Consider the following 26,758-nt stretch of genomic DNA (forward strand, 5'->3'; position numbering starts at 1 on the left):
TTACGATGATTTGGCACATATATATATTGCTAGCAACAACACCTCTAAACAATCTTTTTTGCCCCTTCAGTTTTAAGCATGTCATTTTAAATAGACCATTACGCTGTTCATATCAGCACTATTTACCAAGGTTTATCTCACCTTTTTCTCTGAGTCGCGACTGTTCGCTATGAATGTAGGTCGCAAGTTAATGCTCATAGTAGTGGCTAGTGTTCTGCTAGTCATCATCCCCGCCGCCGCAGGCATTTATCTTTACTTAAAGCAAAGTCTGCTTGCAACTGAGGCGGCTACGCTTACCAATGAAACTCAGACTATTGTTACTAATAACACTCAAACTCTACTCGGTTACGAGTTCAGCCTAAAAGCATTATCTAGTACGCTCGAAAAAACCTTAGCTGAGCCGCCTAAAGTGGGCGAAGCCGCAGCTTTTGACCGATTAGTACAACGTTACCCAGATCAGGCATGGCGCAATCGACATGAAGGTTTTGATGGACGCACTGAAGCAGGGATGTTTTTACCATCAGATGCAGTTTTAGATGCGGAGCAAAAAAGTCTGCATTTGCGAAGTAAGCATTTGTTAGATATTTACGGCACCTCAATTACCAATGCTTACGGCAATATATGGCTACTAACAAAAGATAAAACGGAAGTCATTTACGATCATTTGTATCCAGAATTTGCAGCGTTAATGAAAGCTGATACGGATTACACTTCAACTGCTTGGTTTACTTTAGGCGATCCTGCCACAAACCCTAAGCGTGAAGTGCGTTGGACGCCGCCACTGCTTGACCCAGTATCTAGCAGTTGGATCATCAGTGCGGTTTTACCGCTAGACGTTAATGGACGTTGGATAGGCACAATAGGGCGCGATATTAGCATTACTAAAGCACTTCCTTCTTTAATGCAAAAAAGTCAGCGCTACGCCGGTGAGCAGCTCTTTTTGATGGATGCAGAAGGTAATTATATCGATGCAGGGCCTTGGCAAAAGCAGCTCGAGGCTCATCCAGATACGTTTAAATTAGACTTAACTCAAGAGCCTGAGTTGGCTGAACTCTTAGGACATAAAGCATTAAGTTTGAGTACACATGTTTATGATAAGCATGTGAGATTTAATGGTCGTGAGTATTTGGCTATAGATGCCCCTATGCCTTACCTAGATTGGCGCTATGTGCGCTTAGTGCCTGTGAATGAGATTTTGGCGCCTATGCGTCAGTTATTTTACTCATTAGTAGGCATAGTGCTTGCTATTGGCTTGCTGATTGGCTTCTTGATTGACTTGGCTGTTCAGCGCAACATTATTAAGCGCCTGCAAACTTTAGCCGATGCTGTGCGCAGGTATGGTTTGGGTGATATGAAAGCCCGCGCAAATTTGCTGGGAAATGACGAGCTCGCTAAAACCTCGCAAGAGTTCGATACGATGGCTAAGCGCATTGAAAGCAACGAGCGTGAACTGAGTCTCGTGATGAACAATATCCCTGTTACGGCTTCTAGAGTAGACAACAACCTACGTTATATTTTTGTAAGCCACCAATATACGGTCATTTTTGCTAAGCCTATGGAAGAGATTGTTGGGCATACCATGCAAGAAATTCTCGGCGAAGACTTATTTGCACAGGAAGAACCCTATGCCAGACGTGCAATAGCTGGTGAAGCGGTTAACTTTGAAATTAGAGCTGATATTTTAGGTTATGGTGAAATGTATGGTCTAGTGCACTTCACACCTAACTTGGATGAAAATAATCAGGTTGATGGCTTCTTTATTAGCGTCGTTGACATTACCGAACGTAAGCGAATTCAACAAGACTTGATGGAGCGTGATGCGCGCTGGAAATTTGCCATTGAAGGATTTGGCGATTGCTTGTGGGATACCGATGAAGTCGCGCAGACCATTAATTACTCTAAAGCATGGTTTGACATGATTGGTTATTCTGAAAATGAACTTAGTCATAGACTTGATGAGTGGGAGTTGCGCATACACCCAGACGACAAAATGTCCACACTTGCAAAGCTGCAAAGCTGCTTAGACGGCAACACGCCTACTTATGAGTGCGAATACAGAATGTTATGTAAAGATGGCAGTTATAAGTGGATACACGACCGTGGCATTGTGCTAAGTAGGGGTCATGATGGCAAAGCCTTGCGCATGATCGGCACTGCAAGTGACTTTAGCTTTCGTAAACAGCTGGAAGTTGACTTGAAAGCGAAAGATGATCTTTGGAAATTTGCGATTGAAGGTTCTGGCGATGGTGTTTGGGACTGGGATATTCAGTCCAATACGATAGAACACAGTGCACGCTGGAAAGAAATACTTGGTTATTCGTCATTAGATTCGCTTCCAACTGGTGAAGCTTGGGAAAATCGATTTCATCCTGATGATAAAGCGCGCGTGGAAGAAGAAATGCGTTTATATCTGGATGGAAAAACTTCCATTTATAGAGTTGAGTGTCGACTCAAGTGCAAAGATGGTAGCTATAAATGGATTCTTGGTCGTGGCATGGTCGTTAGTCGAGATGAGCACGGTAAGCCATTACGCATGATTGGTACAAGTACCGATGTGAGTAAGCGGAAGCAAGCTGAAATTGAACTAAGTATCGCCGCAACTGCGTTTGAATCTCAGCAGAGTATCATTATCGCTGATGCTAAACGTAAGATTGTGAGAGTGAATGCTGAGTTTACTAAAATTGCCGGATACTCTGCCGAAGAGATAATTGGCCAGTCTATCGACATACTTAAATCAACTAAACATGATACGAATTTTTATAAAGACATGTGGAAGACAATTAATGAGGTTGGCACATGGAGTGGTGAGGCTTGGAATAAGCGTAAAAATGGCGACATCTACCTTGGTCAGCTCACGTTAACTGCAGTAAAGGACGTGCATGGCCTCGTTAGCTATTATGTGGGCACGGTGCTTGATATTACTGAGCGTAAGAAAACTGAAGAAGCTTTAATTGAAAGCGAATATCGTTCAAAATTTGCCATTGAGGGTTCAGGCGATGGCGTTTGGGATGTGAATATTCAGACTGATGAAGCGACTTACTCTAAACGCTGGGCAGAAATGCTGGGCTATGAGCCAAGCGAAATTATGCCAACCCGTGACGAGTGGCGAGCACTTATTCATCCTGAAGATAAGCCACGCGTTTTAGCGGCTGGTAATGCTTATATTGAAGGTGAAACAGAAGTTTATATGGTGGAGTATCGCATTCGCTGTAAAGATGGCGAGTACAAATGGATGTTGAGTCGAGGCATAGTGGTCAGTCGTAGTGAAGACGGTCGGCCTCTACGTATGATTGGAACGCAAATTGACATCACAGAACGTAAACTTGCTGAAGAAAAGCTAAAACGGATGCAATTTGAGCTATTGGAATCTCACGAGCGCTATGTCGATTTGTATGAATTTGCGCCTATTGGGTATTTATCTATTACCAAGCACGGCATGATTACCGAGGTTAACTGGAAGGTGACCGCGATGTTAGGCTTACAGCGTAAAGATATTAATCAGCATCGATTTGAGGAGTTTGTCGTAGAGGACGACAAAGGTTTTTGGCGTCGCCAGTTCACAATGATTAAACAGCAGCAGGGCGGCGAAGAGTTAACCTTGTCGCTTAAGCTTGCTAGTGCAGATGGATCTATATTCAACGCAAATCTTCACTGCTTACGCATGGATAATGACGATGATCAGCCTATATTACGCGTAACGCTTGAAGATGTGACTCAGCTAAAACAAGCTGAACAAGTGATGCAACTACGCGAAAGTTACCAGCGCTCATTGTTAGACAACTTCCCATTCATGGTGTGGTTAAAAGACAAAAAGCATCGTTACCTTGCGGTTAACCAAGCCTTTACTCAAGCAAGTGGTTATGACTCAGAAGATTTATTACCGGGCTTAACTGATCTTGATGTATGGCCCAAGGAGCTAGCAAAAAAATATCGCTCAGATGATATTGCGGTATTAAGAAACGGTGTGCCAAAAGCTTCAGAAGAGATTGTTGAAATAAATGGTCAGAAAAAATGGTATGAAATCTATAAGTCACCAGTCACGATTGATGGTGATGTAGTTGGCACTGTTGGTTTTGCACGTGATATAAATGAACGTAAACACGCTGAAATGTTTGAACAATTTCGTAGCCATATACTAGAGCTATTAATTGCCGATTTAACACTGCAAAATATTCTGGAGGCAATAGTACTTGGCGTAGAGCAGTTTAACCCTGAAATGCTGTGTAGCATATTGCTGCTTGATGCAGAAGGTAAGCGTTTGGGTAATGCTGCGGCGCCAAGTTTACCTACATTTTATAACTCTGTAATCGATGGTGTTGAAATTGGCTTGGGTGCTGGGTCTTGTGGTACGTCAGCTTTCACTGGGGAGCTTGTTATAGTTGAGGATATAGAAACGCATCCTTATTGGGAGGGCTATCGAGAATTAGCGTTTAATTCTGGCTTGGAAGCTTGTTGGTCGCAGCCTATTTCGGCTCCCAGTGGAAAAATACTAGGTACATTTGCAATCTATCATCGTAAACCTAACACCCCAACCCCACGAGATATTACTTTGATTGAGCAGTCAGCTAATCTAGCGAGTATTGCCATTGAACGTAAGCATGCTGAAGATGATTTGCGCATCGCCTCAATTGCTTTTGAGTCGCAAGAAGGCATGATGGTGACTGATGCAAAAAATATCATCTTGAAAGTCAATCAGGCGTTTTGTGATATTACCGGCTATACCACTGAAGAGGCGGTTGGGCATACGCCACGTTTGTTAAGTTCTAGCCAACACAGTGAAGGTTTTTATGATGCCATGTGGGAATGTGTGCATGCGACAGGTCATTGGGCGGGTGAGGTTTATAACCGCCGCAAAAATGGTGAGGTTTTTCCACAACATTTAACGGTTACCGTAGTTAAGAATGCCTACGGTATTGTGACCAACCATGTGGCCACTTTAACTGACATCACCATGAATAAAGCCGCTGCCGAAGAAATTAAACATCTGGCTTTCTATGACTCTTTGACAGGCTTGCCTAATAGACGCTTGATGGTGGATAGATTAAACCAAGCTTTGGTATTCAATGCACGTACAGGTAGAGATGGCGCGGTATTGTTCTTAGACTTAGACCACTTCAAGACATTGAATGACTCTTTAGGTCATGATGTTGGTGACTTGTTGCTACAACAGGTTGCGGAGCGCTTGGTCAGTTGCGTGCGAGAGGGCGATACTGTCGCTCGTTTGGGCGGTGATGAATATGTGGTTTTACTGGAAGGCTTAAGTGAAGACGCTCCAGAAGCTGCGACTCAGGTTGAGGCTATCGGTGAAAAAATTCTTGCCTCGTTGAATCAAGCCTATCAACTTGGTCAACATGAGTATCACTGCACACCGAGTATAGGCGTGGCATTATTCAGTAATCATAATCAGTCACAAGAAGAGTTGCTGAAACATGCAGATATTGCCATGTATCAGGCGAAAAAAGCAGGCCGTAATACCATACGGTTTTTTGATCCAAAAATGCAAGAAGTGATTAATACTCGGGTAGACCTAGAGCGCGAGTTACGTAAAGCTATCGATAAGCAACAGCTACATTTGTATTACCAAATTCAGGTAGATGTTGCTGGGCGCCCGATGGGGGCGGAAGCACTTATTCGCTGGCTGCATCCTGAGCATGGCTTGGTTTCACCATTCCATTTTATTCCGCTCGCTGAAGAGACTGGTTTGATTCTACCCATAGGGCAGTGGGTGCTAGAAACTTCATGTCATCAGCTTAAAATGTGGGAAAAAGACGCGATGACGCGCGCGCTTACTTTGTCCATAAACGTAAGTGCTAAGCAGTTCCGACAAGCTGATTTCGTTAATCAGGTACAAGAAGCTGTTAAGCGTTACGATGTTAACCCCATGCTGCTCAAATTAGAGCTTACAGAGAGCATGTTGCTAGACAATATTGAAGATACTGTGACCACCATGAACCGGTTGAAAGAGGTCGGTATTCGCTTCTCTTTAGATGACTTTGGTACTGGCTACTCTTCACTGCAATACCTTAAACGCCTACCTTTGTATCAACTGAAAATTGACCAGTCATTTGTGCGTGATATTGCCGTGGATAGTAGTGATCAGGCGATTGTAAGGACAATTGTTGCGATGGCGCACACGCTTAATTTGAACGTTATTGCTGAGGGTGTAGAAACTGAAGAGCAACAAGGCTTACTGCTTAACAATGGATGTACGCACTACCAAGGTTATTTCTTTGGAAGACCAGTACCTATCGAGCAATTTGAGGTACTGCTTAAATCTCAATGACTAGGCAAATAGGTAGATTATTGATAACAGAATAGTCTTATTTTGCGATGGTTTTAGGGGTGATTTCTAATGCGGCATCTTTTTGATTGGGGGTATCGTAAAGAATCATAATCGATACACGACGATTTTTAGCGCGTCCTAGCTCTGTATTGTTTTCAGTGATAGGTTGAGTAGCACCAAAGCCTAATGCGCTTAATCTAGCCTCAGCAACGCCAGTATCGCTCAACATTCTCACTACGCTGCTTGCACGTACGGCTGAAAGCTCCCAGTTTGAGTAAAATAAGTCATTGTGAATGGCAATATTATCCGTATGACCTTCTACCTGAATCATGCGGTCATTATCTTTAATCATCGGTGCTATTTCACTTAATACGGTTGAAGCTGCGGCAGCCAGCTCCGCTGAACCTGGTGTGAATAATAAGCTGTCATTAATGTCGATACGAATGCCGCGGTTGTTTTGCATCACGCGAACCTTACCTTCGTTAATAAGAGGTGAGAGTTTGTTGGATAAGTCTATGCCCATCTTTGTCAATGACTCTCGTTCTCTGCGTATTTTTTCATTGTAAAGGTACGTCAGCGGTAGTGGTTTAATCAGTGATCCTGCCTGATTTTGAGTTTTGTTCTTAATATTTGGGTTAATGTTTCCATTGGTTTTTAAGTGCCCAGTGCCACCTTCACCCGTAAATGCGGTTCCCATTGAAGACATCAACTCATTATATTTACCTTGATTGACCGATGAGATTGAATACATCACCACAAAGAATGCAAAAAGTAACGTGATGAAGTCAGCATAGGAAACCAGCCAGCGCTCTGGGTTCTCATCATCATCGTCTAGGGGTTTTCTTCTTACTAACATAATGTTGGCATTGATCTAAATAGACTAACGAAGATAAGCCAGTAATCGTTCTTCAACGACTCTAGGATGATCACCACTGGCAATAGAAACCCATGCGTTTAGCAGCATTTCTCTGCGCATCATTTCGTGCTGAATCAATCCTTTAAGCTTGTTTGAAATAGGCAAGAATACCAAATTGGCTAAGCCAACACCGTAAATAGTGGCAACAAACGCCACGGCAATACCGCTTCCTAGCCTGCTTGGGTCAGATAAATTCTCCATTACATGAATCAAGCCAAGCACTGCACCCAAAATACCGACAGTCGGCGCATAGCCGCCAGCGGCACTCCAAATTTTGGCGGAGTTACGCTCTTGAATCTCGAAAAAGTGCATATCAATAGCAATCACCTGCCGAATTTTCTCTGGTGGCGTGCCATCTATCATTAGTTTTAGGCCTTTTTGAATAAAAGGATCAGTTTCTTTTTTTAAGTAAGTTTCCAGCATGAAAATGCCTTCTTTGCGGGCAAAGTTGCTCCAAAGAATGATGCGATTGGCAAGGGCTTTCCTGTCATCTAATGGTGGAGAAAATACTTGGCGTACCATCTTCAAGCCAGCGATAAAGCTGTTTAAATTTGTTTGTAGTAATACGGCACCGAACGTGCCGCACATCACAATCAAGAATGCGGCAGGCTGTATGAGTGAGCTTATTTGCCCACCTTCGATGGCTTGTCCGAGCAGTATGCCTATTAAGGCAAGTGCTAAGCCGCCTAAACTGCTCCAGTCCATGATTTCTCTTTTAGATTAGAACGCAGCCTAGCAACTGCTTGGCTATGTAGTTGGCAAACGCGTGATTCAGAAACGTTCATCACCGCACCTATTTCTTTTAAGTTTAGCTCTTGCTCGTAATATAGCCCCATCAGTATTTTTTCACGCTCAGGCAAGGCGGTAATTGCACCTACCAATGCATCGCGGAAGTCGCCTTCCAACAAGCTTTTAATGGGGTCGCCCCTATTATCAGCATTAAATCGATCAAGAAAATGCTCACCGTTCTCTGACTCATGAAAATCTTCATAGTAAATCAGTTGGTGTCCACTGCAATCACCCAGCATGTCGTAGTAGTCATTCAATGAAAGTTGTAGTTTTTTAGCCACTTCATTTTCTGTGGGCGGCTTGCCTAACTGTTGCTCTAGCTGACTAATTGCTATCTCTACATCTCGCATGCTCTTGCGCACGCTGCGCGGCAACCAGTCTGCGCTGCGCAGCTCGTCTAGCATAGAGCCGCGAATTCTTTGTGCAGCATAAGTCTCAAACTGTGCGCCATGTGTGTCTTCATAACGATTAATCGCATCGAGTAAGCCCATCATGCCAGCCTGGATTAAGTCATCTAGTTCAACACTAGGTGGCAGTTTGGCTTTAAGCTGATAGGCGAGCTTTTTAACCAAAACGGCATGCTTGTTTAGCAGCTCGTCTTTCTGGTCTTTTTTTCCATGAATGGTATACATAGTGAACCTTTAGCCTAATTGATAGATGCCATGTGGTTGATGGCGGCGCTATCCTGTTTGTAATTTAATCGTTGCGCAATCTGCTTGAAAGCGGTTGAGGCGCTTGCTAATGGAAATGCATCAATCACTGAGCGACCAAGTTTGGCGGCACGGCTTAGGTGGTCATCGCATGGAATCGAGCCAAAGAACTCAAGCTCGATTTGCATAAAGCGTCGTGCAACTTGCGATATATTGCGGAATACGATTTGCGCCTGAGCGTCAGTCGCGTTGTCTACAATAATGCCAAAAGAGCGTCTGCCTAGTTGGCTGCAAATTTGTTTGATAAGCGCGTATGCATTAGTAATCGATTCGGGCTGACGCGTTAACTGAATGATGATTTCGCCATTATTTAGAATTTTAAGCGGCAATAGCTGATTTTTATTCAGTGTGGCGTCCACCAGCACGATTTCATATTGATGGGCTAACTCACCCAAAAGCTGATTAGTCAGCTCGCATTCATCACTATCCATCGCAAGATTAAATTGATTTTTTTGCATAAGCTTCCCAACATTAAAGCCATAGCTAGTGCTGCTAATAGCGTCAGATAGCGAAAGTACTTCGCTATTCATTTCAATAATTACATCAAATAATGAGGGTGATTTATCTACGCCATATTTAACTTCACGTGAATCCTGAGAGGCATGCACCACCAGCACATTGCTACCTTGGCCGAATATGGAAGCGGCTAAGTTAGTCATCATGCGTGGTTGATCTTGTGTGCTAGCAGCAGAGATAATCGACACCACTCTTGGCTTTGGTGCAGCCATAATGCGGCGTAATCCAGCGGCTTGATCATGATGAAAGTTAGACATGGCTTAACCCCGCTAATTGAGATTGGATCGTGCTGCCAACAGTATTACCCATGACAAAGGGTAGTTCATCACTCAAGAATTGGAATGGTTGATTGTTAATAGACTTAAGTTTTAATGCATGCTGAATCAAATAAGCTTTATTGGCGAGATGGATATCTTCTGGCACACGTTGGCCATTTGCTACATAGTACAGTTTTAATTTCTCTCTAATCACTACATCCAAAGCGTTACCTATTGTTGCCGCTTCATCTAGTTTAGTGATGATGCAGCCTTCTAAGCCTTTGCGTTTGTAGGCTTTAATGACATCGGTAAGTGTTTCGCCAGTGCTAGTTGCATTCAGACATAGCAGTTTTTTTACTGGCATATTGGTGCTAGAAAGCATGGCGATTTGCTCTGCCACCATACGGTCGCGTTGACTTACACCTACTGTATCAATTAGCACTGTATGTTTGTTTTTTAGTTCGTTAAGCGCAATTTTTAAATCAGCTTCATCTTTCACTGCATGCACCATCACACCTAAGATTTTGCCGTAGATTCTTAATTGTTCATGACCGCCGATACGATAAGCATCTGTGGTGATAATGCCCAAGTTTTCTGTGCCATGTTTCATCACATAACGCGCTGCAAGTTTGGCCGTAGTCGTAGTTTTACCAACGCCAGTTGGGCCAATAAGAGCAAAAATACCACCTTGGTCTAATACTTCAGTTTCATTTTCTATCGTGTTTAAATTGATGCTGAGAATGGCTTTAATCCATGCCATAGCTTTTTCTTCACTTAGATTTTCAGGCATTTTCTCTGTGAGTTGTCTAGATAGCGCCGCGCTAAAGCCAGCAGATAATAGCGTGCTTAACATTTTTGATTTGATAGGGTCGCGCTGTTGTATGTTGCCCCATGAAATGGCAGTGAGCTGCGATTCAATCACGCTACGCATATTGCGCATTTCATTCAGCATGTCAGTCATTTGTTGGCTAGACTGTATGCTAGGCAATGCGTTAGGGCTAGCAGGCTGACGAACAGGCGCTGCTGGACGGCTAGCTTGTTGCATAGCTGGCTTTTGTTGCGCAGCTGGTCTTATTGGTGCAGTCGGTCTTGGTTGCGCAGCCTGTTTTTGAACTTCAGCTTGCCTATTTATGGCAACGTTATTTTTTAATTCAGCACGCCTTACAATCTCGTCGTAATCTTCGATTTCAGCTGGCAATGATTCGCTGTTATCCATATGTGTATCAGCCGCTTTATTGCGATTGTTTTTGCTGAGTAAAGACAGCAGAGTAGGGGCATCATTACTCTCTTCACTAAATGAACGCTGTTGATTCTCATCTCTGGCAACCATCGCATTCATGTCTTCTTCTTTGAAAGCCATGATCTCATTGCCACCGTTCATCGCGCGGTTAGATAAAATGACCGCATTTTCTCCCAGTTCTTTACGCACCATGCTTAGTGCTTCCCGTGAGTTTTTTCCGAAAAATCGTTTAATGTTCATGCTGAACCTCCAATAAGACTAGTGACACGTATGGTTTTTGAATCAGGTAATTCGTCGTGTGACAACACACGAAGATGCGGTACAGCGCGGCGTAAAAATTTAGATAACGCAGCGCGAAGTGGAGCTGAAACCAGTAATACTGGCGTCATACCCATTTGTTCCTGTTGTTTAGCAGCAGTTTCTGCTTGTCTGGACAATGTTTCTGCCATGCCTGGCTCAATTGCTGAGCCTGCTGTGCCATTACCTTGCATTGCTTGGGTTAATAAGCGTTCAAGGTTGCTATCAAGCGTCATCACAGTGACTTCATTACCAGTAGGGAATAGTTGTTGCACGATGGCGCGGCCAAGTTGAACACGCACTACAGCGGTTAACTCGCTAGTATCTTGCGTTTGCGTTGCGTATTCAGAAAGTGTTTCTACAATAGTGCGCATATCGCGAATATGTACACCTTCAGACAATAAGTTTTGCAGTACTTTTTGAATCACTGAAAGTGACAATAGTTTTGGTGTTAAGTCTTCAACCAATTTTGGTGAATCTTTGCTGATATGGTCTAGTAATTGTTGTACTTCTTGGCGACCAAGCAATTCAGCAGCGTGAAGTGAAATAATGTGATTCAAATGAGTTGCAATCACAGTGCCAGCATCAACTACGGTGTAACCCATGTTTTGCGCTTCATCTTTAATGTTGCTCTCTATCCATACTGCAGGTAAGCCAAACGCTGGGTCTGTCGTCATGGTGCCAGGCAATGAGCCAGATACCATGCCTGGGTCAATGGCTAAAAACTGAGCATAATTAGATTCACCGCTAGCAATTTCCACACCTTTAAGTGTGATTTTATAGCTAGAAGGTTTGAGTTCTAAGTTGTCACGAATATGCACAGTCGGTGCTAAGAAACCAACTTCTTGTGCAAATTTCTTACGTAAACCTTTGATGCGTTTAAGCAAATCACCGCCTTGCGCTTTGTCTACCAATGGAATCAAACGGTAGCCAACTTCAAGGCCGATTAAGTCAACAGGCGTTACATCGTCCCAAGTGGCTTCTTCTAACGTTGAAACCACTTCAACTTTTTCTTCTACTACAGGCTCAGCATCTTCAATTTTTTTCTGTTCAGCGATAAAGTAAGCCATGCCAGCCAATATTGCAGCCAACAACAAGAATGCAAAGTGAGGCATACCTGGAATGGCACCCATGCCGCCGATGATGCCGGCGGTGACATACACCACTTTTGAGTTTGAGAATAACTGTGTAACTAACTGACCACCAATATCTTCATTATTAGCCACGCGTGATACCACCACACCGGCTGCCACTGAAATAATGAGTGACGGGATTTGTGCCACTAAACCATCACCAATGGCTAACATGGTGTAGTTTTTAACTGCATCAGCAAACGCTAGATCATGCTGCACGATACCTACCACTAATCCGCCTACAATATTAATGATGATGACCATGATGCCGGCAACTGCGTCACCACGTACATATTTACTTGCACCATCCATCGCGCCGTAGAATTCTGACTCTTGACCAACTTCAGCACGGCGACGGCGTGCCTCATCTTCGCCAATCAAACCTGCGTTTAAGTCAGCATCAATTGCCATTTGTTTGCCAGGCATTGCGTCTAAGGTAAAACGTGCGCCAACTTCAGCAATACGTCCAGCACCTTTAGTCACAACTGTAAAGTTGATGATAGTTAAAATCACGAAAACTACGATACCAACTGTGTAGTTACCACCGATTAAGAAGTGACCAAAAGCTTCAATCACTTTACCCGCAGCGTCAGGACCATTGTGACCTTCAGCTAACACTACGCGAGTTGAGGCTACGTTAAGTGATAAGCGCAACATAGTTGTCATGAGTAATACGGTAGGGAACGCAATGAAGTCGAGTGCTTTTTTGGTTTGTAGACCAATGAGCAATACCATGATCGAGATAGCGATATTGAAACTAAACAACACATCTAGAATAACAGCGGGTAGTGGCAATATCATCATTGCTAAAAGCAAGACGATAATAGCTGGTGCCGCAATATTACGGCTTGCGAACTTGTTCATCCAAGGTGGTAGATTAAGCCCGTTCATTAGATGAATACTCCTGCATCTTCAATATCATTCACACTAGGCGCTGGTAATAGGCTATGTGGATCAAGCGCATCAGGTACAGCAAGTGTTGTTGGAATTTCTGGGTAGAAACCACCATCCTTTTTAAAGATGCGCATTTGGAATACATAAGCCAATATTTCAGCCACTGCCGAATATAAAGCTTCAGGAATTTCGTTACCAAGTTCTGTGTGTGCATACAAAGCACGTGCCAATTTTGGTGACTCCATGATTAATACTTTATGCTCACCAGCAATTTCACGAATTTTTAGTGCAACCTCATCTGCACCTTTAGCCACCACAACAGGTGCGCGCATGCCCTCATCTTGATATTTAATCGCAACTGCATAGTGGGTAGGGTTGGTAATCACTACGTCTGCATTTGGAATTTCAGACATCATTCTGCGTTTAGCCATCTCACGTTGTTGTTGGCGAATTTTGGCTTTAATTTCTGGGTTACCGTCAGACTCTTTAGATTCTTGTCGAACCTCTTCTTTAGTCATTTTTAGCTTGTTAGCGTAGTGATAAAGTTGATATGGCACATCAATCGCAGCAATAAATACTAAGGTGCTGACGATGGTTAAGAAGCCAGTCAACATCAAACTACCTACTTGAGAGATGCTGGATTTTAATGGCAACGTAGAAAGTGTAAGGATAGGTTCCATATCATGTGATATGACAACATATGCCACTATTCCAACGAGCAATACTTTGGCAATGGATTTAACTAACTCAACCAGTGAATTTTTAGAGATGATATTGCTTAACCCTTTAATAGGGTTTAGGCGGTTAAATTGAGGTACGAATGCTTTACCACTAAATATCCATCCACCAACCAATATTGGCGCAGCAATCGCAACTGCTACTAAAATTAAAGCTAGCGGCGCAAATGCCGTTAAGAGTGAAGAGATTGAATCTGCGGTTCTCATTAGTAACACCGTAGGTTCAAAAGCTGCAGTGCGATCAAATTGTAAACCTGAGCTCATGGTGGTTTTCAATGCTTGATTAAGATGTTCGCTCATCATCAGTATGGTTAAGCCAGCGGTGAAAAGCACAGTGACAGTGGCCAACTCGCGAGAGCGTGGCACATCGCCTTCTTTCCGAGCTTCTTCTAAGCGCTTGGAGGAGGCCTGTTCTGTTTTTTCTAAATCGCTGTCTTCTGCCATGACGATTCCTAAAGTTTGTTCAAATCAACATTCAAGTAAAAAATATTTTTTGTTACTTTGTTGACTACATGGAATGAATTATCAGGCGAATTGATGCGATTGCATCTTTGGAATAAAAGGGTGAAACCAGCCCTTTCTTGAGTGCCTAGCGTTAAATTTAGCTAGATTTGATGACTTATACAGCTCTTTTTGAAAATATTTTTATAAATATTTATAATTAAATTCATTTACTTAGAGTTATCTTTAAAAATATTTAATATTTATTTGAAATTTTCCTAAAGTTTTCTAAAGTGTTGCCGATAAATATTTATTAGATGAAACCGAAAGTGTTTTTACACATTATTTTGTAATCGGATTAAAGAAATTGAAATGAATGCCGTTACAACTCTTAAGGTATTGAGTTTTAGCACAGAAATTAATACGTAAACAGTAGTAACGGTAAAGCTTTGTAAAACTTTAGAAAAATTTTAGGATATTTTTTAGAATGAAATTACATATTTAACACACTCTTACACACACTTAAGTTATTTTATATTTCTTAAGTGATTGATATATATAGATTCCATTAGCCCCTTGTAGGTGTTTGTAAGACAAACACCTACAAGGGTGCGTCCGCTTATCCTACCGAATTAACCGACAAACCCTAATTGTTAAGAAGTGTTAACAAGCTCAAAGTACAACTCATACGCGCAACACATTATTTACAACCGAAGTAAAAATGAATGGGGAAATAAAATGAACGAATTTGAAATGATGGCAGAAATTAAAGATGCAAACTTAAATTACTTAATGTTAGCTCAACAGTTAATTCGTTCAGATAAAGCCACTGCAATTTTCCGCTTAGGTATCAGCAAAGACATCGCAGATTTGCTTGAAGGTTTAAGTAACTTACAGTTACTTAAACTCAGCAATGCCAACATGATGCTAGCACGCTTCCGTTTTGATGATAGCGCAATTTTGGGCATGTTAACAAACTACACAAAAGATCGTGCACAAGCTCACTTGCATACTGCCGTTTTAATGGCAGGCCAAAACGCCGAAGCAATGGCACATTAATCAACATGAGTTAGCGAGTAGTATTTGACTATAAGTTAAGGGGAATATAATGGAAAAGAAAAGTGTAGTGAACGAAGCAGAACAAATCCAACTAGCGATTAAAATGATTAAACTAGGTGCTAGATTACAACTGCTGGAATCTCAAACAACCTTATCTCGTGAACGCTTAATCAAACTATACAAAGAGCTAAAAGGCGTATCGCCACCAAAAGGGATGTTGCCATTTTCTACTGATTGGTTCTTAACTTGGCAACCAAATATTCACTCATCTATTTTCTTTAATATTTATAAATTCATGGTGGATTACACCGATGAAAAAGGCATACATGCCATCATTAAAGCTTACAGTCTTTACTTGCAACAAGTTGAACAAGAGGGCGAAGAAGAACCAGTATTGTCAATGACACGTGCTTGGACATTGGTACGTTTTGTTGAAAGCAAAATGTTGAAAATGCAAAGTTGCAATTGCTGTGGTGGTAGTTTTATTGTGAATACCTATGACTTAAATCACAAGTATGTATGCAATTTATGCCACGTGCCTTCACGCGCAGGTAAAACTAAAAAGGCTAAAGAATTGACTTATAAATTAGTCGCTATACCAGCATAAATATCGAGTAAGCGACTTGTTATAACGCTATTGGTTATCAATATAAATTATGCAAAAAGTGCTTAATAAATATGGTTTGAAATATGAGGTTAAATCTAGTCTGGCGCAATCGCAGTTAGAGCCGAAATCTCAGCTACGAAAGCCAGTAGGTCAGAAGTATTTAGACAAAAAATCATTGTTAAAGAATGATAAAAATAAGTTACGAACGATAGTTAGGCCAAATATGCGCTTAGTACCAGCAACACTTGCGGTGTTGATTCAATGTGCCGCGTTGCTGATAGTAGCTGCAATCACGTGGGCGGTGAATTTTGCTGCCACATCCTATTTTGGCGTGAACTTAAATATTTCAATTTTTACGTTAGTATTGATGCAGGCACTGACAGCCGCGACATTTTCTTATGTTGCAGGCATGGCAAGTTGGTGGCGTTGGATACACTTATGCTTTCCGCTCGCCGCATGGGTTATGTTCCAATGGCATATCCCTAATGCGGTTTATCTTGTCGGTTTCGTTATCAGCTTGAGTCTATTTTGGACGACATTTCGCACTCAAGTTCCATTTTTTCCATCTCGCCCCGTGGTTTGGCAGCAAGTAGCCAACATCATTCCGCAAGATAGTCCTGTGCGTCTTATCGATATTGGCAGTGGCTTAGGTGATATGTCTATGTATATGGCTAAAACAAGGCCAGATAGCCAAATTGAAGGTATCGAAATAGCACCATTGCCGTGGATAATTAGCTTTATTCGCGCTAAATTCCGCAGGTCTTCAGCTACATTTATCTTGGGCAATTATCAGGCCTTGGATTTTGCAAATTATGATGTCATTTTTGCTTATCTATCACCTGCAGCAATGCGCATGTTGTGGGATAAAGCCAGCCAAGAAATGCGTCCTGGTAGCTTATTAATCAGTCTTGAATTTGAGATTCCAGATGTGCCAGAAAGTATGCGTATTCTCGGTAACAAGAATACACCAGAAATTTATGTTTGGAAAATTGCTTAGCCAGCCTTAGTGTTTATTTTCTAGCAGATTTACTCAGTTTTAATTTACGCTAGTTTTTATCTTCCAGCTTCATTGCTAAGCGCCTTTCTCTGCATTTCTACACTTATTGCTTAGTCTTCTTGCTAAGTACTAATCACAATATAAGCCTAAAAATAGCCCTTTATTCCACAGATTGATTTGCCTAGTAGCTTGATATTCTTAACTCAATTAGATAACCGTAATTATCTAGCCCTACAAATTTATTGATCAAGTCTGGAGTAATCAAACATGTTTGTCATTATCGGATACGTTGTTATATGCGGAACGATTTTTGGTGGCTACGCTATGGCTGGCGGCCACTTGGGTGGCTTGTGGCAACCGTTAGAATTACTGATGATTTTTGGCGGGGCGCTAGGGTCTTTTGTAGTGGGTAATGACACTAAAGCACTTAAGGCGACACTCAAGGCTTTGCCGACTTTGTTTAAAGGTTCTAAATATAACAAAACACTTTACTTAGATTTACTGGCGATGCTATTTGAGATTCTCGCCAAAATCCGCAAAGACGGCATGATGTCGATTGAAAATGATGTTGAAAATCCTGAAGCCAGTCCGTTATTCAGCAAGTATCCAAAACTATTACACGATCACCACCTAACAGAGTTTATTACCGATTATTTGCGTTTAATGGGTTCTGGAAACATGGACGCTTTTCAGATTGAAACATTAATGGAAAGCGAGATTGAAACGCACCACATGGAAGGCCATGTGCCAGCGCATTGTATTGCCAAACTTGGCGATGCCTTGCCGGCATTCGGTATTGTGGCAGCCGTGATGGGTGTAGTGCATACCATGGAAAGTTTGAGTTTGCCACCTACTGAATTAGGTATTTTGATTGGTCACGCATTGGTGGGTACGTTCTTAGGTATCTTGCTAGCTTATGGCTTCGTTGGTCCGCTTTCTGGCTTGTTAGAACAGAAGTTAGAAGAAAGCACCAAAATGTATAACACCGTAAAAGTCACGTTGATTTCTAGCTTAAATGGCTACGCACCTGCGATTGCCGTTGAGTTTGGTCGAAAAATTCTTTACTCAACAGAGCGCCCAGGTTTTGCCGAGCTTGAAACGCACGTTAAACAAGCTAAAGGCAAATAACTAATTGTTAAACAACAATTACTGAATACGGAGCATGCAATGGCTGAAGAACGCGTAAGACCGATTATTGTAAAAAAAATTAAAAAAGGTGGTGGCGGCCACCACGGTGGTGCATGGAAAATTGCTTACGCCGACTTTGTTACCGCCATGATGGCGTTCTTTTTACTGATGTGGCTGCTAGGGTCAACCTCAAAAGCGCAAAAAGAAGGTATATCAGAATATTTTAAAACACCGCTAAAGCAAGTCTTAATGGGACCGTCAATGGGTGCAAGTGACACCATTATTAAAGGTGGTGGTGGTAAAGATTTTACGAAAAAGTCAGGGCAAGTTAAAAAAGTGGAGGGGCCTGATGGTAAGAAAACAGCAGTTGATGCGGAAGATGCTAAAAAAGCTTTAGAGCAAGTTGAAAAAGTGAAGTTAGAAGAGCTTAAAAAGAAAATCGAAAAAGCGATTGATGAAAGTCCAACTTTAAGCAAGTTTAAAAACCAATTGTTACTGGATATTACCTCCGACGGCTTGCGTGTGCAGATTGTGGATGAGCAGAATCGTGCCATGTTTAACTCATCTAAAGCTGATATGCAGCCTTACGCCAAACAGATATTGCAGGAGTTGGGTAAGACTTTAAATGATGTGCCTAACAAAATTAGCTTATCAGGACACACCGACGCAACCCCATATCCTAACGGTGAAAAGTCTTATAGCAATTGGGAGTTGTCATCTGACCGGGCTAATGCATCTCGTCGAGAGTTGGTAGCCGGTGGTATGGATGAAACCAAGTTGTTAAGGGTGGTTGGGCTTTCTTCTGCGAGTTTGTTTAATAAAGAAAACCCATTTGATGCGACCAATCGACGTATCAGCATCATCATTATGAACAAACATGCTGAAGAAAATGCTTTAAAAGATGGGGCTGCCGTGAATGTGTCTTCTGAGTCTAAGGGCGCGGATTTAAGTGCAGCGATAAAAGTGCCGTAATAGATGTTTAAACATAAAAAATAAAAAATTGAATAGATTAGTTTTACTAGTTGTATTCACACAATTGAAATTAAACACATTGGAACATGATTATGCATATGAATACTCCACCAATTTTAAAGTTAAGACACCTGCTTACTGACGTTTCAGATCACGGTAAGCAGCATCTGATGCGAGTTGAAGCTGATTTGTTGCAGACTACCTATTTACTCAATAAAGCGATTGAAGACCTAAGTGCAAGCTTCATTTCGGTACATGACTCAGTCACTAAGCAGCAGCAAATATTAGATTCATTAGTTGAGCAGCATCATTTTAATCATGAGGAAACTAAGCAGCTCGAAGTATTTAAGCAAAACATAGTCAATGAAGTGAATGCTGTCATTACTGGCTTGCAATTTCAAGATCTAACGAGTCAGTTGCTGACTAGAACTGTCAATCATGTGAATGGGTTAAAAGATTTGTTGCAAGAGCTAGTCACGCATGACGATGCAATAGTGCCAGGCAATGAGCAAGAGCAGTTGATTAGCTTCCTTGAAGAGGTCGACCGTAAATTGCATGCTAGCAGTCATAACTTGGCCGCAGGTTCGCGGCCTTCAGTTAAGTCAAAGGATATGGCGACAGGCGACATAGAGTTATTTTAATAAATGCGGCTAAATATTAAGCATTATCGGCCAGTAATTAATGTGAGTTAACCCTTAAAACGCTTTAAAAATGATACGTGAGTTTTGGTGCTTAATTAACAATAAGCAAGTTTAACAATGAGCAAGATTAACAACGAAAAAGTGAGTAAATGAAATGGCAAAAACAATTCTAGCAGTAGATGACTCAGGTTCTCTTCGCCAGATGGTGGCATTTAGTCTTAAAGCCGCTGGCTATGATGTGGTGCAGGCGGTTGACGGCCAAGATGGCCTAGATAAAGCAAAAGAGAAGACAGTAGATCTGGTACTGACTGACCAAAATATGCCAATTATGGATGGCTTGACGCTGATAAAAAACTTGCGTGAGTTAGGTTCATATCAAAAAGTGCCAATTTTAATGCTCACTACCGAATCAAGCGATGAAATGAAAGCTAAAGGCAAAGCCGCTGGCGCCAATGGTTGGTTAGTAAAACCTTTTGACCCAAAACGCCTAATTGAAGTGGTACAAAAAGTGATTGGTTCTTAAGTTTTTCGTTAACTCTTTCCTCAATGCAGGGAAGGGCTTAAGTAAGTATTGATGGTAATTAAGTAATAAAGCAGTAAATACATAATTGGAGTACAGCAATGACAATTGATATGAGTCAGTTTTACGAGGTCTTCTTTGATGAGGCAGAAGAGTTATTGGCTGAGGCTGAGCGTTTACTTCTTGGCATAGACATAGATAGCCCCGATGACGAAGAGCTCAATGCGATTTTCCGCGCAGCCCACTCAATAAAAGGTGGCGCTGCCACTTTTGGTTTTATGGACATGACCGAAATTACTCATGTGCTAGAAAACTTACTTGATAAAATTCGTAAACATGAAATGGCGCTCACTGCCGAACATGTGGATGCTTTTTTAGCGGCTAAAGACGTGTTGAAGATGGAAGTTGACGGACATAGATTAGCCACAGCGGTAGACCAAGAGCAAGTGGCTGACGTAAAAATGGTACTCAAATCACTATCAGAGGCAGGCAGTATAGTTATTTCTGCAGTCCCGGTTGCGCATGTGCCAGAAACTGTTGCAACTGCTCCAGTGGTTGAAGCTCCTAAGCAAGCCGAACCTGTTGTAGCGCAAACAGCAGTGCCCGATGACGGCTTAACTCATTTTAATATTGAATTGCCTGAAGTTTCAGAAAAAGACATGTCCAACCTAAAAGATGAATTAGGCTTATTGGGGGATGTGGTATCGAGCAAAAATGATAAAGGTCGTTATGTCTTTAAATTAGCAACTGACTCAACGCAAGCCGATATTATTTCAATCTGCTCATTTGTATTAGACCCTGATGATTTAGTCATTACTATTAGTGCAAGTATTGCAACAGCTAGTGCGCCAGTTGAGGCTAAGCCAGCCATCGTTGAAGATGCTGGTTTTGGTTTATTTGAAGATGACGATGATGTGAAGGTTGTTACAACCAGTGCGTCGACCGAAGAAGATAAAGACAGTAAGTCTGGTGTGAAAATACATGAAGAAGTTGGTTATGGTTTATTTGCTACAGAAGGTAAAGAGAATGTGGAAGAAGGTTACGGCTTCTTTGCACCATTCAGGCCACACAAAGATGCTGAGGTTGCTGAATTAATCGGTGACGAGACGGTAGTCACTGAAGCTAATTCAGGAGCTATAGACGTTGCTAAAGATGAAGTTACCGCCTCTGTAGCTGTTATTGCAGGTGCGCCAGATGGTATTGAAAGAAGAAGCCCAGGCCGCCGTGAAACTGATAAATCTGCAGCTACTGCAGAAACTACTTCGATTCGTGTAGGTATCGAAAAAGTAGATCAACTCATTAACTTAGTGGGTGAGTTGGTGATTACGCAGGCGATGATAGAACAGCGCATTAGTAATTTAGATCCAGTGCTGCATGAGCCACTCATTAATAGTGTAGGGCAACTCACACGTAATACGCGCGATTTACAAGAGTCCGTGATGTCAATTCGTATGATGCCTATGGACTTCGTGTTCTCACGGTTCCCTCGCATGGTGCGAGATTTAGCGGCTAAGTTAGGCAAAAAATTAGACTTTGTAACGGTTGGTGCAGCTACTGAATTAGACAAAGGGTTAATTGAGCGTATTGTCGACCCACTCACACATTTAGTGCGTAACAGTGTGGACCATGGTATTGAAACCCCCGCAGGACGTAAAGCTTCTGGTAAGCCTGAAACCGGCACGCTAACACTCTCAGCTGCACACAAAGGCGGCAGTATTGTGATTGAAGTGACAGACGATGGTGCAGGTTTAGACCGCAATAAATTATTGGCAAAAGCCGCAAAAAATGGCTTGCCCGTTAGCGAGAGTATGAGCGATACGGATGTGTTTAATCTGATATTTGCACCGGGTTTTTCAACCGCAGAAGTTGTCACCGATGTTTCAGGTCGTGGCGTGGGGATGGATGTAGTAAAACGAAACATTACCGCCATGAATGGTGTAGTAGAGATTCGTTCTGCGCTAGGTTACGGCACCACTATTTCCATTGCATTACCACTGACACTTGCAATCTTAGATGGTATGTCTGTGTCACTAGGCAATAGTATTTACGTTATTCCGCTCAACCTCATTGTAGAAACGTTACAGCCACGTGCTGAAGATATTAAAACGGTGACTGGTGAAGGTCGCATGGTGCACGTGCGAGGTGAGTATTTACCGATTATTGCATTACATAGTCTGTTTAATCACCACACTGATATCACTGATCCAACGCAGGGGGTATTAGTGTTGCTGGAGTCAGACGGTAAGAAGTCAGCCTTGTTTGTTGATAGATTAGTCGGACAGCAACAAGTCGTGATTAAGAGCTTGGAAACTAACTACAGAAAAGTGCCTGGCGTATCAGGCGCCACTATCATGGGTGATGGCGGCGTGGCATTGATTCTAGATGTTTCAGCCATTATTCAAATGGGACAAACCAGCAACTATCTCACTGGTGCACCACCATTTGCACATTACCAAAATGCCCAATCAATTGAAAAAAATAGTAATCCATAAGGAGCTTACAAAATGAGTACAGAAAACGTTAGTAGCGCAACAAATTCAACAACCTCTTCTGGTAAATCAAAGAATGCTGCAGGTGAATATTTAACCTTTGTATTGGGTGAAGAGCAATACGGCTTAGAGATTTTAAAAGTACAAGAAATTCGTGGTTACGATGCAGTTACGCAAATCTCTAATACACCAGAATTTATTAAAGGCGTGGTAAATCTGCGAGGAAAAATCGTGCCTATTGTCGACTTGCGTATCAAGTTTCACTTAGGAAAAGTTGAATACGATGAGTTCACCGTAGTGATTATTCTTAATTTAAGCGGCCGCGTTGTTGGTATTGTGGTAGATGGCGTTTCAGATGTGATGGCGCTTAAAGAGGAGCAGATTCGTGATGTGCCATCTTTGGTATCAAACATTGATACCAAATACATTGTGGGTTTAGCTTCTGTAGAAGAGCAAATGTTTATTTTAGTGGATATTGAACAGTTGATGAGCAGCCAAGAAATGGCGCTCATGGATTCAATAGCAGTACATTAATTTACATGTTGCTGAATTGAAAGAATAACAAAAATAAATATTCATCATATTTAAGAAGTTAGAGGGAAGCCCATCATGAAAATCAATATGCCAGTCACAAATAACGAAATCACTTTTGATGATTCACAGTTTATGTTGACTAAAACAGACCTAAAAGGCGTAATTACTTACGCTAATAAAGACTTTATCAATGTCAGCGGTTTTAGTGAGGCTGAGCTTGTAGGCAGCAACCATAATATGGTGCGCCATCCTGATATGCCAGTAGAGGCATTTGAGGACATGTGGAATGACCTTAAAGCGGGTAAGCCTTGGACAGGCATGGTGAAAAACCGTACCAAAGCGGGTGATTTTTATTGGGTAGAAGCTAACGAAACACCTGTTTTTGAAAGCGGAATTGTGACTGCCTTTCTATCTGTGCGCAGGAAACCTAGCCGCCAACAAGTGGAAGAGGCAGCAGCTGCATATCGCTTATTTAAAGATGGTAACGCTGCAGGTTTAAGTATTGTGCATGGCAGAGTCGTTAAAAAATCCATACTCAGTCCACTCAAAAATAAGATACAGAACATTCAAGTAGGTCAGCGATTGGCTGGCATCATCTTGTTGGGAGTAGCCGCTTTAGTAGTGCAAGCTGCAATTGGTCTGTATGAAATAAGCGTATCAAATAAAGCCATTAAAACAGTACAAGAAGACCGTTTAATCCCCACCAGAGATTTAAGCCAAATCGTTAAATTGATGCTGGAAAATAACACCTCGTTGAGAACTGCGCTTAGTAACGTAGAAATTAGTACGGTTGCTAAAAAATCCGTATTGGTATTAAAACCTGAAGAGGCAATAAAAGCCGCCGATGCGATTGATAAAAATATTGAAACTATTACTGGCATATGGAAAGCTTACATGGCGACGTATTTGACGCCAGAAGAAAAAGTACTGGCAACTAATTTTTCTGAAAGCCGTGGCAAGTTTGTTAAACAAGGCTTAAAGCCAGCCATACTAGCGCTCCGAGCAAATAATTATGACGAAGCAACAAAATATGCGGATATTGCCCAAGGCTTATTTAACAACACGGCTCCAGTAGTTGATCTGTTACTTAGATTGCAAAATGATGTAGCTAAAAAAGAGTTTGACTCAGCACAAGCACATTATAAAAATATCCAGTTACTCACATTTGCAGGCTTAGGCCTTATTACAGCACTTTTAATGTTAATTGGATGGTATGTGTCACGTTCAATCACCAAGCCTTTAGACAAGTCTGTAGGTGCTTTTAGTCAAATTGTTTCAGGAAACTACCTTACTGCGATTGACGTAGACGGTGATAATGAGTTGGGTAAAGTGCTGCAGGCATTAAAAACTATGCAAACCATGCTAAGTGTGAATGAGCATATGCTAAAAGAGTCAGCTAGACATACTTTAGAGCAATCTACGCAATATGAAAATCAACTCGCGGCGATTAATAAATCAACCGGTGTGATTGAATTTAGTATGGATGGGAATGTGATTGCTGCCAATGATATTTTCTTGAAAGTATTGGGTTATAGTCGTGAAGAGGTTATTGGCCAACATCACAGTACTTTTGTTGAACCAGCATACAAAACAAGCGCTGAATACAAGGCATTTTGGGACAAACTTAATAGCGGCGAGTCTATTACATCTCAGTTTCTACGCCTAGGTAAAGGGGGTAAAGAAATCTGGTTAGAAGCTACCTACAACCCAATTTTATGTGCTGCTGGCAAACTCTATAAAGTGGTGAAATATGCAGCCGACATTACCGAGCAAAAACTTAAAAATGCTGACTTTGAAGGTCAAATGGCCGCGATTGGTAAATCTCAAGGCGTGATTGAGGTAAGTTTAGATGGCATTGTGCTTAAGGTTAACCAAGTGTATTTAGATATGCTCGGCTATACAGAAAAAGAACTGCTTGGTAATCATGCCAGCATGGTGTTAGACCCAACTTTTGCTAAGAGTGAGGCTTATAAAACCTTGTGGGGTAAGTTGGTAAATGGAGAAACTGATTCTGGCGAACACAAACGTATTACCAAAGATGGTCGTGAAGTATGGATTCAAGCTTCTTACAACCCAGTTTTAGATTTAAAAGGTAAGCCTTTCAAAATCGTGAATTACACCATGGATATTACCGCAGCTAAATTACAAACGGCTGATAATGCTGGCCAAATCGGAGGCATACATAAAACACAAGGTGTGATTGAGTTTGATTTAACAGGTAAAGTGCTGTCAGTGAATGACATATTTGCAGGTGTATCTGGATATTCCGAAAAAGAAATCGTAGGCAAACATCACAGCATGTTTGTAGAACCTGCTTACCGTAACAGCCATGAATATAAAGCTTTTTGGGATGCCTTAGGTCGTGGTGAGGAGCAAGTTGGCCAATTCAAACGTATTGGTAAAGGGGGTGCTACAGTTTGGTTGCAAGCCATTTACAACCCAATTGCAGATATGAATGGGAAGCCATTCAAAGTGGTGAAATATGCCACAGATATTACCGAGCAACGTAACAGCGCGACGATTTTGGATGAAGCCGTGGAAGAAACTCAAGTCATCATTGAAGGCGCGAAAGTAGGTGATTTAAGTAGCCGCGTGTCGCTAGAAGGCAAAACTGGCGCTATTGCCAGCCTATGTGACGGCGTGAATGCCCTCATGGACAAAATGACCGAAGTGATTGTACAAGTGCGTGAAGCAGGCGAAACCATTAACACCGCAGCAGGTGAAATCTCCTCTGGTAATAATGACTTATCACAACGTACCGAACAACAAGCCTCTAGCCTAGAAGAAACTGCTGCAAGTATGGAACAGCTAGCATCAGCCGTTAAAAATAATGCTGAAAATGCTAAACAAGCCAATCAGCTTGCAGTTGCAGCCTCAGGTGTTGCAGTAAAAGGAGGTGAAGTAGTTTCTCAAGTGGTTAATACCATGAGTGCCATTAACAGCAGTGCAAAAAAGATTGAAGACATTATTTCAGTCATTGACGGTATTGCCTTCCAAACCAACATACTTGCATTGAATGCCGCGGTAGAAGCAGCCAGAGCAGGCGAACAAGGCCGTGGTTTTGCAGTTGTTGCAGGTGAAGTGCGTAACCTAGCGCAACGCTCTGCCACCGCAGCTAAAGAGATTAAAGAGTTAATTTCTGACTCAGTGAGCAAAACAGCAGAAGGTACAAGTCAAGTTGAACAAGCTGGTAAAACCATGCAGGAAATTGTGTCATCAGTGCAACGCGTGACTGGCATCATGGGGGAAATTACTGCTGCTTCAGTAGAACAAAGCGCAGGCATCGACCAAGTGAATACCGCTGTAACCAGCATGGATGAAGTCACACAACAGAATGCGGCATTAGTTGAAGAAGCTGCTGCTGCTGCTGAATCCCTTGTTGAGCAAGCCGAAAGTTTAATTGATGTGGTGAGTGCGTTCAAATTAATGGGCGGCTCTCCATCATCTTCTGGTATGAATAAAAGCCGAGCACCGTTACGTTTAGCTTCAAACCATACTAAACCTAAGCCTGCCGCAAGGACAGCATCTAATAAGGTATTAGCTAAAACTGGCACAGATGATAACGAGTGGGCAGAGTTTTAGTGCTGACATAGCAATG

Annotated in this window: 18 protein-coding genes; 11 read left to right on the forward strand and 7 right to left on the reverse strand. The window is 42.0% G+C overall.

The window, feature by feature from the left end; all coding sequences use genetic code 11:
- Window positions 1-190: 190 nt before the first annotated feature.
- Window positions 191-6,283, forward strand: a complete 6,093-nt coding sequence (locus tag PSU72_RS09210; protein WP_300432067.1) for a PAS domain S-box protein — start codon at window positions 191-193, stop codon at window positions 6,281-6,283.
- Between the two features lie 37 nt (window positions 6,284-6,320).
- On the opposite strand, the gene motD is transcribed toward PSU72_RS09210, so the two are convergent.
- Genes motD through flhB form a run of 7 tightly spaced genes read right to left on the reverse strand, consistent with a single transcriptional unit; the run spans window position 6,321 to window position 14,216 of the window.
- Window positions 6,321-7,139 (reverse strand): flagellar motor protein MotD, encoded by an 819-nt coding sequence (gene motD, locus PSU72_RS09215; RefSeq protein ID WP_300432068.1) that lies wholly within the window; start codon window positions 7,137-7,139, stop codon window positions 6,321-6,323.
- 24 nt (window positions 7,140-7,163) lie between these two features.
- On the reverse strand, window positions 7,164-7,904 hold the full coding sequence (locus PSU72_RS09220) for a flagellar motor protein (RefSeq protein WP_300432070.1): 741 nt from the start codon (window positions 7,902-7,904) through the stop codon (window positions 7,164-7,166).
- The gene (locus tag PSU72_RS09225; RefSeq protein WP_300432071.1) at window positions 7,886-8,620 is read right to left on the reverse strand and encodes an RNA polymerase sigma factor FliA; all 735 of its coding nucleotides are present in this window, start codon (window positions 8,618-8,620) and stop codon (window positions 7,886-7,888) included. Before PSU72_RS09225 ends, PSU72_RS09220 begins: the two co-directional genes overlap by 19 nt.
- A 14-nt stretch (window positions 8,621-8,634) precedes the next feature.
- Window positions 8,635-9,471 carry a MotR gene (locus PSU72_RS09230; protein ID WP_300432072.1) on the reverse strand — a complete coding sequence of 279 codons (837 nt, stop codon included), beginning with the start codon at window positions 9,469-9,471 and terminating at the stop codon, window positions 8,635-8,637.
- Entirely contained in the window at window positions 9,464-10,951 is a 1,488-nt protein-coding gene (gene flhF, locus PSU72_RS09235; RefSeq protein ID WP_300432073.1) for a flagellar biosynthesis protein FlhF, read from the reverse strand. The genes PSU72_RS09230 and flhF overlap by 8 nt, the downstream gene beginning before the upstream one ends.
- On the reverse strand, window positions 10,948-13,032 hold the full coding sequence (flhA, locus tag PSU72_RS09240; protein ID WP_300432074.1) for a flagellar biosynthesis protein FlhA: 2,085 nt from the start codon (window positions 13,030-13,032) through the stop codon (window positions 10,948-10,950). Before flhA ends, flhF begins: the two co-directional genes overlap by 4 nt.
- A complete protein-coding gene (gene flhB / locus PSU72_RS09245) occupies window positions 13,032-14,216 on the reverse strand; it encodes a flagellar biosynthesis protein FlhB (RefSeq protein ID WP_300432075.1) in 1,185 nt (394 codons plus the stop codon). Before flhB ends, flhA begins: the two co-directional genes overlap by 1 nt.
- 735 nt (window positions 14,217-14,951) lie before the next feature.
- Between flhB and flhD the strand changes: the two genes are divergently transcribed.
- The 10 genes from flhD to PSU72_RS09295 all read left to right on the forward strand — a co-directional run bounded on the left by flhD (window position 14,952) and on the right by PSU72_RS09295 (window position 26,742).
- Complete coding sequence (flhD, locus tag PSU72_RS09250; RefSeq protein WP_013148385.1) at window positions 14,952-15,272, forward strand: flagellar transcriptional regulator FlhD; 321 nt, start codon at window positions 14,952-14,954, stop codon at window positions 15,270-15,272.
- A 49-nt stretch (window positions 15,273-15,321) separates the two neighbouring features.
- Complete coding sequence (gene flhC, locus PSU72_RS09255) at window positions 15,322-15,879, forward strand: flagellar transcriptional regulator FlhC (protein ID WP_300432076.1); 558 nt, start codon at window positions 15,322-15,324, stop codon at window positions 15,877-15,879.
- 49 nt (window positions 15,880-15,928) lie between these two features.
- Entirely contained in the window at window positions 15,929-16,876 is a 948-nt protein-coding gene (locus PSU72_RS09260) for a class I SAM-dependent methyltransferase (RefSeq protein WP_300432077.1), read from the forward strand.
- A gap of 267 nt (window positions 16,877-17,143) precedes the next feature.
- Complete coding sequence (gene motA / locus PSU72_RS09265; protein ID WP_300432078.1) at window positions 17,144-18,004, forward strand: flagellar motor stator protein MotA; 861 nt, start codon at window positions 17,144-17,146, stop codon at window positions 18,002-18,004.
- Between the two features lie 39 nt (window positions 18,005-18,043).
- Window positions 18,044-18,976 (forward strand): flagellar motor protein MotB, encoded by a 933-nt coding sequence (gene motB, locus PSU72_RS09270; protein ID WP_300432079.1) that lies wholly within the window; start codon window positions 18,044-18,046, stop codon window positions 18,974-18,976.
- Between the two features lie 92 nt (window positions 18,977-19,068).
- Window positions 19,069-19,617, forward strand: coding sequence for a chemotaxis protein (locus PSU72_RS09275; RefSeq protein WP_300432080.1), 549 nt, complete (start codon window positions 19,069-19,071; stop codon window positions 19,615-19,617).
- A 154-nt stretch (window positions 19,618-19,771) separates the two neighbouring features.
- Window positions 19,772-20,140: a response regulator gene (locus tag PSU72_RS09280; protein ID WP_300387995.1), complete on the forward strand. Its 369-nt coding sequence runs from the start codon at window positions 19,772-19,774 to the stop codon at window positions 20,138-20,140.
- Window positions 20,141-20,238: 98 nt separating this feature from the next.
- On the forward strand, window positions 20,239-22,629 hold the full coding sequence (gene cheA, locus PSU72_RS09285) for a chemotaxis protein CheA (RefSeq protein WP_300432082.1): 2,391 nt from the start codon (window positions 20,239-20,241) through the stop codon (window positions 22,627-22,629).
- 12 nt (window positions 22,630-22,641) lie between these two features.
- Window positions 22,642-23,160: a chemotaxis protein CheW gene (locus PSU72_RS09290; protein WP_300432083.1), complete on the forward strand. Its 519-nt coding sequence runs from the start codon at window positions 22,642-22,644 to the stop codon at window positions 23,158-23,160.
- Window positions 23,161-23,235: 75 nt separating this feature from the next.
- On the forward strand, window positions 23,236-26,742 hold the full coding sequence (locus tag PSU72_RS09295) for a PAS domain S-box protein (protein ID WP_300432084.1): 3,507 nt from the start codon (window positions 23,236-23,238) through the stop codon (window positions 26,740-26,742).
- Window positions 26,743-26,758 lie beyond the last annotated feature (16 nt).

The organism is Methylotenera sp. (assembly GCF_029945535.1).
Lineage (GTDB): Bacteria > Pseudomonadota > Gammaproteobacteria > Burkholderiales > Methylophilaceae > Methylotenera.